This is a genomic window from Ensifer sp. Root423 (genome assembly GCF_001426275.1).
Classification (GTDB): domain Bacteria; phylum Pseudomonadota; class Alphaproteobacteria; order Rhizobiales; family Rhizobiaceae; genus Ensifer; species Ensifer adhaerens.
Map to the genome: position 1 here is coordinate 23,607 of NZ_LMEG01000034.1, position 12,233 is coordinate 35,839.

Sequence of the window (12,233 nt, forward strand, 5' to 3'; positions counted from 1 at the left end):
ACGTCGAAAATTTGGAACGTTCCAAATTGGTGACGGCGGAGGGAAGACAGGGAATGAGCTACGACTACATCATCACCGGCGCCGGCCCGGCCGGCTGCGTTCTCGCCAATCGCCTCTCCGAGGATCCATCGGTCCGTGTCCTTTTGCTGGAGGCCGGTGGCGGCGACTGGAATCCGCTGTTTCATATGCCGGCCGGTTTTGCCAAGATGACCAAGGGCGTTGCCAGCTGGGGCTGGGAGACCGTGCCGCAGAAGCACATGAAGGGCAGGGTGCTACGCTATACCCAGGCCAAGGTCATCGGTGGTGGCTCGTCGATCAATGCCCAGCTCTATACCCGCGGGAACGCCGCCGACTACGACCTCTGGGCGTCCGAAGACGGCTGCACCGGCTGGGACTATCGCAGCGTGCTTCCCTATTTCAAGCGCTCAGAAGACAACCAGCGCTTTGCCGACGACTATCACGCCTATGGCGGCCCGCTCGGTGTCTCGATGCCCACGGCGGCGCTGCCGATCTGCGACGCCTATATCCGCGCCGGTCAGGAACTCGGCATTCCCTACAATCACGATTTCAACGGTCGCCAGCAGGCGGGCGTCGGCTTCTATCAGCTCACCCAGCGCAATCGCCGCCGCTCGAGCGCATCGCTTGCCTATCTTTCGCCGATCAAGGATCGCCGCAATCTGACGGTTCGCACCGGCGCGCGCGTGGCGCGGATCGTGCTTGAGGGTACACGTGCCGTCGGCGTCGAAGTCGTCACCGGCAAGGGCAGCGAGATCATCCGGGCGGAGCGCGAGGTGCTGGTAACTTCCGGCGCCATCGGTTCACCCAAGCTCTTGTTGCAGTCCGGCATTGGGCCTGCCGATCACCTGAAATCGGTGGGTGTCGCGGTAAAACATGACCTACCGGGTGTCGGCGGCAACCTGCAGGATCACCTCGATCTCTTTGTCATTTCCGAATGCACCGGCGACCACACGTATGACGGCGTCGCAAAACTCCATCGTACGCTATGGGCTGGCCTGCAATACGTGCTCTTCCGCTCGGGCCCGGTGGCGTCGTCGCTGTTTGAGACCGGTGGCTTCTGGTATGCCGATCCGAACGCCCGCTCGCCCGATATCCAGTTCCATCTCGGTCTCGGCTCGGGCATCGAGGCGGGCGTCGAAAAGCTGAAGAATGCCGGCGTGACGCTGAACTCCGCCTATCTGCATCCGCGCTCGCGCGGAACGGTGCGGCTTTCCTCCTCCGATCCGGCGGCAGCGCCGCTGATCGATCCCAACTACTGGGAGGATCCGCATGATCGCAGGATGTCGATCGAAGGCCTGAAGATCGCCCGCGAGATCATGCAGCAGGCGGCGCTAAAGCCCTTCGTGCTGGCGGAGCGCCTGCCGGGCAATTCGGTCGTCAGCGACGAGCAGTTCTTCGACTACGGCTGCGCCAACGCCAAGACCGACCATCACCCCGTCGGCACCTGCAAGATGGGCACGGACGCGATGGCGGTGGTCGGGCTCGATCTCAAGGTGCGTGGCCTTGAAGGCCTGCGCGTCTGCGACAGCTCGGTGATGCCGCGCGTTCCCTCTTGCAACACCAACGGGCCGACGATCATGATGGGGGAGAAGGGCGCCGACATCATCCGCGAGCGCCAGCCCCTGCCGCCGGCGATCTTCGCCCACGAACGCAACGACAGCCGCCCGCGCGCCCGCGCCGATATCCGTTGAGGTCCCCATGATCCGCCATTGTGTCTTCATTCGCTTCCGCCCCGAAATCTCCAGCGAGGAGAAGGCGGTGATCTTCGGGGAGATTGCCGCGCTGAAGGCCCGGCTACAGGGATTTCTTGCCGCCCATATCGGCGCCAATGTCAGCCCGGAAGTGGGCATGGACAAGGGCTTTGCCGAAGGCTTCATCGTCGACTTCACTGACGCGGCGGCGCGCGATGCCTATCTGGAAGACGAGGAGCACCGCAAGACCGGCGCCAAGATCGTTGCTGCGGCCGAGGGCGGCATTGCCGGCATCTTCGTCTACGATCTCGAAATCGCCGGCTGAGGACGCCATGATCGATGCGCGCCTCTTCCTGACCCGGCTTTTCGAGGAAGCCGTTCGAGCCGCCGATCCTTATGAGGCGATCAAGGCGCATCTGCCCGCCCCGCCGAAAGGGCGGACGGTGGTCGTCGGCGCGGGCAAGGCGGCAAGCCAGATGGCCGCCGCCTTCGAGAAGCTCTGGAAGCATCCCTTCTCCGGAACGGTCGTCGCCCGTCATGGACCGATCGAACAGTGTGAGACGATCACTGTGCTGCAGTCGGCTCATCCGGTGCCGGATGAGGCGGGGCTTGCTGCCTCGGATGCCTTGCTGAAGGCCGTGGCCGGTTTGACGGCGGACGATCTGGTCATCGCGCTGATTTCCGGTGGCGGCTCGGCCCTGCTCCCGGCGCCGCCTGAGGGTTTGACGCTCGCCGACGAGATCGCCGTCAACAAGGCGCTGCTTGCCTCCGGCGCGCCGATCTCGGCTATGAACGTCGTTCGCAAGCACGTGTCGCGGATAAAGGGCGGGCGGCTCGCTGCAGCCGCCTTTCCGGCGCGTGTCGTTAGTCTGGTCGTTTCGGACGTACCCGGCGACAACCCGGCCTTCGTCGCTTCGGGGCCGACCGTTCCGGATCGCAGCATGGCGGCCGAGGCGCTGGAGATCGTTGCCCGCTATCGCATGGAACTTCCCGACCAAGTGGTGACGCATCTGCGCTCGGAGGCCGCTGCAGCGCCCGATCCGGACAATCCGCGGTTTGCCGCGCATGAGTGTCACGTCGTTGCTTCGGCAAGCGTTTCGCTCGAAGCGGCGGCGGCCAAGGCGCGCGAACTCGGCATCGAGGCGCATATACTCTCGGACGCGATCGAGGGTGAAGCGCGCGATATCGGTCGCATGCATGCAGCGCTTGCCCGCGAAGTGGCGCTGAGAGACCGGCCGTTTGGCAAGCCGGTCGTACTGCTTTCCGGTGGTGAGACGACGGTGACGATTTCGGGCAAGGACTACGGCAAGGGCGGGCGCAACAGCGAGTTCCTGTTGTCGCTGGCGCTCGATATCGACGGCGTGTCGGGGATCGATGCGCTTGCCGCCGATACGGACGGCATCGACGGCTCCGAAGACAATGCCGGTGCCTTTGCAAATGGGCAGAGCATTGCCCGCATGCGGGCGGCTGGCATCGATCCACGTCTACATCTTACCCGGCACGACGCCTGGTCGGCCTTTGACGTGAGCGGCGATCTCTTCGTGCCCGGACCGACCGGAACCAACGTCAACGATTTCCGGGCGCTGTTGATTCGTTAGGACGCGCCTCGCGCGTAGAGACGTTAGCCGGATTCAGGTGTGCAATCGAAATGCAGACGCCGCCGCCGAGATCTTCGGCGGCGGCGTTGCCTTGTCGTGCGTCGCTTGGGCTTACTTGGCGCGCTTCAGCGCATCGCCGAGGATCGAGACGATCTCGCCAAAATGTTTCTCTTCGGCGATCAGTGGCGGCGAGAAGGCTATGATGTCGCCGGTGACGCGGATCAGCAGGCCCTTCTCGAAGCAATCGACGAAGACGTCGTAGGCGCGGGCGCCGATTGCGCCGTCGCGCGACTGCAACTCGATGCCGGCGATCAGGCCGATCGTGCGGATGTCGATGACATGAGGCAGGCCCTTCAGCGAGTGCATGGCGTCGTGCCAGGCGTCCTGCAGCTCGACGGCGCGGGTCATGAGGCCCTCGTCGCGGTAGATGTCGAGCGTGGCGATACCGGCAGCGCAGGCGGCCGGATGGCCGGAATAGGTGTAGCCGTGGAAGAGCTCGATCGCGTTTTCGGGCCCATGCATCAGCGCGTCATGCACCTTGCGGCTGGCAAAGACCGCGCCCATCGGGATCGCACCGTTGGTGAGACCCTTGGCCGCCGTCACCATATCCGGGGTTACACCGAAGAAGTCGGTGGCAAAGGCGGCGCCGAGGCGTCCGAAGCCGGTGATGACTTCGTCGAAGATCAACAGGATGCCGTGCTTGTCGCAGATGGCGCGCAGACGCTCAAGATATCCCTTCGGCGGGATCAGCACGCCGGTTGAGCCGGCGACCGGCTCGACGATGCAGGCGGCGATGGTTTCGGCGCCATGCAGCGCCACCAGCCGCTCGAGATCGTCGGCAAGCTCGGCGCCGTGTTCCGGCTGGCCCTTGACGAAGGCGTTCTTCGCGGGGTCATGCGTGTGGCGCAGGTGGTCGGAGCCAGGAAGCTGCGGGAAGACGCGGCGGTTGTTGAGGATGCCACCGACCGAAATGCCGCCGAAGCCGACACCGTGATAGCCGCGTTCTCGGCCGATCAGGCGCGTGCGGGTGCCCTGGCCGATCGCGCGCTGATAGGCGATCGCCATCTTCAGGGCCGTGTCGACCGATTCAGAACCCGAACCGGTGAAGAAGACGCGGTCGAGCTTCTGGCCTTCCGGACCCGGCGCGATTTCGGCGAGGCGCTCGGCAAAATCGAAGGCAATCGGATGGCCCATCTGGAACGAGGGCGCAAAATCCATCGTCGACAGCTGGCGCTCGACGGCAGACGCGATCTGACGGCGGCCATGGCCAGCGTTGACGCACCAGAGCCCGGCAGTGCCGTCGAGGATCGTGCGGCCGTCGGTGCTGGTGTAGTGCATGCCCTCGGCGGACGCGAGCAGGCGCGGAGCCTGCTTGAACTGCCGGTTGGCGGTAAACGGCATCCAATAGCTGTCGAGAACGGGGGCGTTGGGTTTGGTGTGCTGGTTCATGGCATCCTCCTGAGTTCGGCGATTGACGCCATGATTTGATTTGCCAAACAAGTCCTTTTCTGCTGTCAGTTAAGTCATTGAAATTTATTGTACCGTTGTAGCGTGTTTGCGCTATTTCGAACAACCTGAACACCAAGGGTTCGGATCATATGACCGTCGATATCGGAAGCCGGCTTCGTCATCTCCGCCTGATGCACAATCTGTCGCAGCGCGAACTGGCCAAGCGCGCCGGCGTCACCAATTCGACGATCTCGCTGATCGAGTCGAACGCCTCCAATCCTTCCGTCGGTGCGCTGAAGCGTATTCTCGACGGCATTCCAATCGGGCTTGCGGAATTCTTCTCCTTCGAGCCGGAACGACCGCGCAAGGCGTTCTATGCGGCGGAGGAACTGGTCGAGATCGGCAAGGGGCCGATTTCGTATCGCCAGATCGGCGAAAACCTCTTCGGCCGCAGCCTGCAGATCCTGAAAGAGGTCTATCAGCCGGGCGCCGATACCGGGAAAGTGCCGCTGGTGCATGACGGCGAGGAAGGGGGCATCGTATTGTCGGGCCGCATCGAGGTCACCGTCGACGATGAGCGGCGGATCCTGGGACCGGGGGATGCCTATTATTTTGAAAGCCGGCGGCCGCATCGTTTCCGCTGCGTTGGGCCGGTGCCTTGCGAAGTGATCAGCGCCTGTACGCCGCCGACGTTCTAGGAGCGGACGGCGCCTCGGCGCCGTCCGGAGTTCGTCAAGAAAGCCGAGCGCAGGCGTCGGCGATGCGTTTGAGCGCTTCCTTCAGTTCCGCTTCCGAGGTCGCATAGGAAATGCGGAAGAACGGCGAGAGACCGAAGGCCGAGCCCGGAACAACGGCGACGTGGGCGTCGTCGAGGAGGTAGGCGCAGAAGTCCGTATCCGTTGCGATTGCCTTGCCCGAGGGCGTGACCTTGCCGAGCATGCCGGCGCAGCCGGAGAAGGTGTAGAAGGCACCTTCCGGGACGCGGCAATCGAGGCCGTCGATGGCATTGAGGCCGGTAACGACGAGATCGCGGCGGCGCTGGAAGCTGGCGGTCCGTTCCTTCAGGAACTCCTGCGGACCAGTCAGCGCGGCAACCGAAGCGGCCTGGCTGACGGAGGAGGGGCAGGAGGTCGCCTGGCTCTGGACAACAGCCATCGCCTTGATCAGGTCGCGCGGACCGCCGGCATAGCCGATGCGCCAGCCGGTCATGGCATAGGCCTTGGAGACGCCGTTGACCGTGAGCGTGCGGTCCTTGAGGCGGGGCTCGAGCTGGGCCGGGGTGACGAAGCGGAAGCCGTCATAGACGATGTGCTCGTACATGTCGTCGACCAGCAGCCACACATGCGGATGCTTGAGGAGCACGTCGAGCAGCGGCCGGTAGTCGCTCGCGCTGTAGGCGGCACCCGACGGGTTCGAAGGCGAGTTCAAAAGCACCCAGCGCGTCTTCGGCGTGATTGCGGCCTCGAGCTTGTCGGCGGTCAGCCGGAAGCCGGAGGAGGCGTCGCAGGGGATCAGAACCGGCTTGCCTTCGCAGATCTGGACGATATCCGAATAGGAGGTCCAGTAGGGCGTCGGGATGACCACCTCGTCGCCCGGATTGATCGACGCCATCATGGCGTTGAACAGGATCTGCTTGGCGCCGGTCGAAACCGTGATCTCGTCCTGCTCGTAGGCAAGGCCGTTTTCACGCTGGAACTTTTCGCGGATCGCCTTCTTCAGTTCCGGCGTGCCGTCGAGGGCGGTGTACTTGGTGTCACCGCGCTTGATCGCCTCGCAGGCGGCGTCCTTGACGAAGTCGGGCGTGTCGAAATCCGGTTCGCCCGCACCGAGGATGATGACCGGCTTGCCTTCGCGCTTCATCGCTTGCGCGCGAGCGCCGATCTTCAGGATTTCGGACACCCCGATCGAGGAGATCCGCGAGGCGGGCTCAAAGCCCGCCTCCTTGACCGTTGCGTTGATGGTCATGGTCTCTACCTACCTGGGTGCGCCGATTATTCGATGTCGAACGACACGCCCTGCGCCAGCGGCAGGGCCTTCGAATAGTTCACCGTGTTGGTGGCGCGGCGCATGTAGGCCTTCCACGAGTCCGAACCGGATTCGCGGCCGCCGCCGGTTTCCTTCTCACCGCCGAAGGCGCCACCGATTTCGGCGCCCGAGGTGCCGATGTTGACGTTGGCGATACCGCAATCCGAGCCATCGACGGCGAGGAAGCGCTCGGATTCCTGCATGTCGCGGGTGAAGATCGAGGACGACAGGCCGGCTGCGACCGCATTGTGGTCGGCAACGACGGCGTCGAAGTCGCTGTACTTCATGACGTAGAGGATCGGCGCGAAGGTTTCTTCGAGAACCGGTCCGGCCTGCTTGGGCATTTCGACGAGAGCGGGCTTGGCGTAGTAGCCGTTGTCATAACCGAGCTCGACGCGCTCGCCGCCAGTGACGGTGCCGCCATGCGACTTGGCTTCGGCGATTGCCTTCTGCATGCCGTCGAAGGCAGCCTTGTCGACGAGCGGGCCGACGAGGGCGGTGGTTTCGAGCGGGTTACCGACAGAGACCGAACCGTAGGCCTTCTTCAGGCGCGGAACGAGCTGGTCGTAGACGCTTTCATGCACGAACAGGCGGCGCATGGTGGTGCAACGCTGGCCGGCGGTGCCCATGGCGCCGAAGGCGATGGCGCGCAGCGCCATGTCGAGATCGGCCGACGGGCAGACGATGCCGGCATTGTTGCCGCCGAGCTCGAGGATGGCGCGGGCAAAGCGCTTGGCGAGGCGCGGACCGACGTCGCGGCCCATGCGGGTCGAGCCGGTGGCCGATACGAGCGGAACCTTGGGGTTGTCGACGAGAACTTCACCGACGGTGCGGTCACCGATCAGGACCTGCGACAGGCCTTCCGGCGCATCGCCAAAGCGGGCGAGCGCGCGCTCGAAGATCGCCTGCGAGGCAAGCGCCGTGAGCGGGGTCTTTTCCGACGGCTTCCAGACGACGGAGTTGCCGCAGACGAGCGCCAGTGCGGTGTTCCACGACCAGACGGCGACCGGGAAGTTGAAGGCGGAGATGACGCCGACGACACCAAGCGGGTGCCAGGTTTCCATCATGCGGTGGCCGGGACGCTCGGTGGCGATCGTCAGGCCATAGAGCTGGCGGGAAAGGCCGACTGCGAAATCGCAGATGTCGATCATTTCCTGCACTTCGCCGAGGCCTTCGGAGGTGATCTTGCCGGCTTCGATCGAAACCAGGCGGCCGAGGTCTGCCTTGAAGGCGCGCAGTTCTTCGCCGAGCAGGCGGATCAGTTCGCCGCGCTTCGGGGCGGGAACCAGGCGCCAGGCCTTGAAGGCTTCATGCGCCTGGTCGATCTTGGCGGCGGCTTCAGCGGCCGAAACCGTCTTGAGGGCCGCGATCTTCTCGCCGGTGACCGGGCTATAGGACGGCATGTCGCCGCCGGTGTAGAGTTCCTTGGCGACGCCCATCTTTTCGAGAAGCGCCGCGGCTTCCTTGGTCACGTCGACTTTCTTGGTTGCGATGTTCATGGTCTGACTCCCGTTTTATTGGTTTAGATCATTCGTTGGAGCGAAATGTCGGCGGAAGACCGCACACACTTTCCTCATTCCGCTCTGGCCTATCCGAAACGCACACTGCCGAGCTTTCCCGGCGAGGTCAGCGTCTTCAGGCCCGCGGCCATGTCCTTGAGTTTGTCTGGTGTATAAAAGTCGTAATAGGCCTGATTGCGGCGGCCGATCGCATGTTCCGCGCTGAAGCTGCCGTGATATTCCTCGACGGCGACGGCGAAAACCCATTCGCGTAGCCGGGGTTCGAAAGTCTCGTCCTTGAGAAGATCGCTGTTCTTCGGCACGACGAGGTTGAAGTGCACGCCGCCGTCGCCGATATGGCCGAAATCGCAGACGGTCACGTCGGGGAATTTCGAGGGCATTTCGGCCTTCATATGGTCGCAGAAGGCCATGATGTCACCCCGGCGGAAGGAGACATCGAAGGCGATCAGCTTGCCCAGGTGCTTGACGCCCTCAGACAGCGCGTGGCGTAGCGCCCAGATTTCGTGCGGCGGACCGACGAAGGCGTCGGCGAGCGGTGCCTCCTCCATCTCCCAGATTTCGGCCAGCGCCGTTTCCAGCACGGCGTCGAGCGACTGTTCGCCTTCGCGCGGTGCCCAGGTGCGGCTGATCTCGGCGAGAATGACGTAGTCGGGGACTTGGCCAGCCTGGAACGGGTTTTTCAGCGACGGCACGTGGGCAAAGGCTGCCTTGACGGCATTGCTCGACATGCCCTCGAAGGCCGAAAGGTAGGCGCCGAGGCGTTCTTCCATGGCGCGCAGCAGCGGCATCACATGGGCGCCGCTCGCCGGAACCAGCAGTGCCGTTGCCGTCTGCTGCGGCAGGCGCTCGAGGTTGAGCACGCATTCGGTGACGATGCCGAAGGCGCCCGAGGTGCCGACGAAGATCTGCTTCCAGTCAACGCCGGTGTTGTTCTTGCGCAAGTCGCATTGCAGGTCGAGCACGGTGCCGTCCGCGTCGGCCAGCACCACCTTGAGGCCGAGCGTGTTTCGGCGCACGTCGCCGTATTTTAGGAAGCGTGAGCCGCCGGTATTGGTGGCGATCATGCCGCCGATGCGCGGGTCGGCGCCGAGATCGATCGGGAAGAACAGGCCGTGCTCTTCCAGCCGCCGGTTGAGATCGGACAGCCGGAAGCCGGCGTCGAGCCGAACCGAGCGGTTGTCGAGGTCGAGTTCGAAGCGTTTTGCCAGCCGGTCGAGGCTGAGGATGGCTTCGTCGCCCGACTGATCCGGCGTCGAGCCGGAGACGAGGCCGGTGTTGCCGGACTGCGGGATCAGCGCGATGCCGTTGGTGACGCAATAGGCGACAGCGGCGGAAACCTCTTCGGTCGTCGCCGGCCGCAGCACGAGCGGCGTCCGGCCGCGATCATAGCGCGCGCCGGTCTCGTAGGCTTCCAGGTCTTCCGGACGCGTGACGACACCCTTGTCTCCAAGGATGTCGGTGAGCGCGTCGATGTGCAGTTGGTCGATCATCAGGGAAGCATCATTCCGCAGCGATGGCGCCGGTCAAGGCCTGAATGCAGCTTTCGATCGAAGCCTGCTCGATACCGGCATAGTGATCGAACTCGTTGAGCACGGTCGCACCGAGATCGGCCTCGAAGCGCTTCTGGTTCGGGCTGGCGACGAAATCCTGCTGCGCCCCGTCGCCGAGGTTCGACTGGAAGATGCCAGCGGCGCTGACCGGCAGGAAGTCTTCATAGACGATCGCGTCGAACTGGACGAGGCCAGCGGCGATCAACGCTTCGATGTCGTGCTTGCTGGAGACGCCGGCCTTGCGGCCTTTTTCCGTCAGCGAATAGCTGAAGTAGCCGAGCCCGGCTTCGCGGATGCCTGCCCAGGTGTCCGGGAAAGGCTCGAAAGCCCCGGCAAGTGCCGCTTCGTATTCGCGCGCGTTGGAACCGTCGGCCGCCGGGCGGACGATCTTGCGCGAGGCGTCGAGCAGTTCGTCGTAAAGCGCGCGGCCCTTGGGTGTCAGCGCGATGCCGCGCTGTTCGATCTCGCCGAAGCGGGCGGTGTGCGAGCCTTCCTTCCAGGTGCCGTCGGCATCCTTGAAGGAAACCGGCTCTTCGAGCGCCTTGAACGAGGTCTGGCGCAACAGGATCGGGCACTTGCGGGTCGGCGGGCCCTCGACGACGGCCTTCGGGGCAATCGCGTATTCCGGCATCAGCGCCTGCACCTTGTCGATGTCGAGCGTGCGCGGCGTCAGGTGGTTGATGTGTGGGCCCTTGAAGGAGACGACGTCGGCGATCAGGCGATGGGCGTCATGCAGGCGCTTGTACATGTCGGGGCTGACATTGGCCTTGTCGTGCCAACGAAATGTTTCGAGCACTTCCGAGACGAAGCGCTCTGCATCCACCTTGTCGAGACCGCCGTCGCGCTCGGCCTTTTCCGTGAGTTCGACGGCGCCGGCGGTGAAGATCTGGCGCGCGGCCAGAATAACTTCGGCTTCGGCACGCAGCGTTTCATCGGCGATGAGGTCGAGACGGAGCAGCGAGGTGAAGACGCGGAACGGATTACGCTTCAACGCGGCGTCGCCGACCGGGCGGAAGGCGGTCGAATGCACGGGAACGCCAGCGGTCGAGAGATCGTAGTAGCCGACCGGGTACATGCCCATGACGGCGAAGACGCGGCGCATCATAGCGAGTTCGGCGGGGGTGCCGAGCCGAATCGCGCCGTGGCGCTCCTCGGAGATGCGGTCGAGCGAGTCCGTCGCGTCGAGGCGCTCCTTCAGCTTGGGGTCGGCGGCGAGCGTATCGTCGTTGACCTTGGCGACCAGCTCCATCAGCGTGCCGTAGGCCGGCACCTCTTCGCGGTACATGACCGACATGGCTGCGGAAAAGGCCGAGCGGATGTCGTCGGCGGATACGAAACTATTCTCTTTCACTGGGGCTCGCCTCGCGCTATGGGTGAAGGACAAGGTCATTCTCATTTCGGATCATATCCGATCGAACTGGCCATTGATCGCGTTGCTTCTGACTATGTTGATGCGAGGGCGGAATGAAGTTGAGCCGAAGACTGGTTCCCGACGTGACGACGCTGCAGGCGTTCGAATGCGCGGCGCGACACGGCAGCTTCACGCAGGCCGCAGCCGAGTTGAACCTCACGCAGAGCGCCGTCAGTCGCCAGATCAAGGATCTCGAAAACCAGCTCGGGGTGCTCTTGTTCGAGCGCGTGCGTCAGCGGGTGATCCTGTCGGATGCCGGGCAGAAGTTTCTGCCGGAGGTGCGTCGCCTGCTCAACCAGACCGAGGAACTGATGGTGCGGGCGATGGCGTCTGCCAGGGCGGATTCAACGCTCTCGATCGCGTCATTGCCGACTTTCGGCAGCCGCTGGCTGGTACCGCGTCTTCCCGATTTCCTCAAGCGCCATCCGGACACGGTGATCAACATCGCCTCGCGCTCTGCGCCGTTCGATTTCGAGGAGCAGAATTTCGATCTGGCTATCCATTACGGGCAGCCGGTCTGGGCGCGCGCGACCTGCAGTTATCTCTGCAGTGAGATCATCGTGCCCGCCGCAAGTCCCGCCATGCTGGCAACCCATCCGGTTGCCTCCCCTGAAGATATCGTCACGGGGCCGATGCTCCATCTCGCCACGAGGCCAAAACTCTGGGCGCAATGGTTCGAGGCCAACGACATGGACGGGCGCGGCGCTTATCGCGGCAACCGTTTCGATCAGTTTTCCATGGTGATCGAGGCGGCGACCGCCGGGCTCGGCTTTGCTCTTTTGCCACGCTACCTGATCGAGCAGGAAATTGCCGCCGGCACGCTGCAGATCGTGCTCGACCGGCCGATGCAGACGGAAAACAGCTATTACCTCGCCGTGCCCGAGGGCAAGCTAGAAAACCCGATCAGCCTGGCGTTTCGCGAGTGGATCACCGAGCAGGTGGGCTGACCTGTGGTGCTTTTGTCGAAAATT

Annotated in this window: 10 protein-coding genes; 5 read left to right on the top strand and 5 right to left on the bottom strand. The window is 63.9% G+C overall.

The genetic code is table 11. The features are described 5' to 3' along the window. Nucleotides 1–53 precede the first annotated feature (53 nt). The 3 genes from ASD01_RS23760 to ASD01_RS23770 are packed head-to-tail and all read left to right on the top strand — an operon-like array spanning nucleotide 54 to nucleotide 3,307. Nucleotides 54–1,709, top strand: a complete 1,656-nt coding sequence (locus tag ASD01_RS23760; protein WP_034803005.1) for a GMC family oxidoreductase — start codon at nucleotides 54–56, stop codon at nucleotides 1,707–1,709. A 7-nt stretch (nucleotides 1,710–1,716) separates the two neighbouring features. Further along, on the top strand, nucleotides 1,717–2,034 hold the full coding sequence (locus tag ASD01_RS23765) for a Dabb family protein (protein WP_034803002.1): 318 nt from the start codon (nucleotides 1,717–1,719) through the stop codon (nucleotides 2,032–2,034). 7 nt (nucleotides 2,035–2,041) lie between these two features. Then, on the top strand, nucleotides 2,042–3,307 hold the full coding sequence (locus ASD01_RS23770; RefSeq protein WP_034802999.1) for a glycerate kinase type-2 family protein: 1,266 nt from the start codon (nucleotides 2,042–2,044) through the stop codon (nucleotides 3,305–3,307). A gap of 111 nt (nucleotides 3,308–3,418) precedes the next feature. Here ASD01_RS23770 and aptA read toward each other — a convergent pair whose 3' ends face one another. Continuing rightward, nucleotides 3,419–4,756, bottom strand: coding sequence for an omega-aminotransferase AptA (aptA, locus tag ASD01_RS23775; protein WP_034802996.1), 1,338 nt, complete (start codon nucleotides 4,754–4,756; stop codon nucleotides 3,419–3,421). 149 nt (nucleotides 4,757–4,905) lie between these two features. On the opposite strand from aptA, the gene ASD01_RS23780 reads away from it, so the two are divergent. Further along, nucleotides 4,906–5,454 (top strand): cupin domain-containing protein, encoded by a 549-nt coding sequence (locus tag ASD01_RS23780; protein WP_034802993.1) that lies wholly within the window; start codon nucleotides 4,906–4,908, stop codon nucleotides 5,452–5,454. 34 nt (nucleotides 5,455–5,488) lie between these two features. Here the strand turns inward: ASD01_RS23780 and ASD01_RS23785 are convergent, their stop codons facing one another. The 4 genes from ASD01_RS23785 to hglS form a co-directional block, all read right to left on the bottom strand. Continuing rightward, nucleotides 5,489–6,721: a pyridoxal phosphate-dependent aminotransferase gene (locus ASD01_RS23785; RefSeq protein WP_034802990.1), complete on the bottom strand. Its 1,233-nt coding sequence runs from the start codon at nucleotides 6,719–6,721 to the stop codon at nucleotides 5,489–5,491. Nucleotides 6,722–6,747: 26 nt separating this feature from the next. After that, entirely contained in the window at nucleotides 6,748–8,280 is a 1,533-nt protein-coding gene (gene amaB, locus ASD01_RS23790) for an L-piperidine-6-carboxylate dehydrogenase (protein WP_034802987.1), read from the bottom strand. Nucleotides 8,281–8,369: 89 nt separating this feature from the next. Further along, nucleotides 8,370–9,791: an FAD-binding oxidoreductase gene (locus tag ASD01_RS23795; RefSeq protein WP_034802984.1), complete on the bottom strand. Its 1,422-nt coding sequence runs from the start codon at nucleotides 9,789–9,791 to the stop codon at nucleotides 8,370–8,372. Nucleotides 9,792–9,801: 10 nt separating this feature from the next. Continuing rightward, nucleotides 9,802–11,202: a 2-oxoadipate dioxygenase/decarboxylase HglS gene (hglS, locus tag ASD01_RS23800; protein ID WP_034802982.1), complete on the bottom strand. Its 1,401-nt coding sequence runs from the start codon at nucleotides 11,200–11,202 to the stop codon at nucleotides 9,802–9,804. Between the two features lie 113 nt (nucleotides 11,203–11,315). Between hglS and ASD01_RS23805 the strand changes: the two genes are divergently transcribed. After that, nucleotides 11,316–12,209 (top strand): LysR family transcriptional regulator, encoded by an 894-nt coding sequence (locus ASD01_RS23805; protein ID WP_034802979.1) that lies wholly within the window; start codon nucleotides 11,316–11,318, stop codon nucleotides 12,207–12,209. The last annotated feature ends 24 nt before the right edge of the window (nucleotides 12,210–12,233 follow it).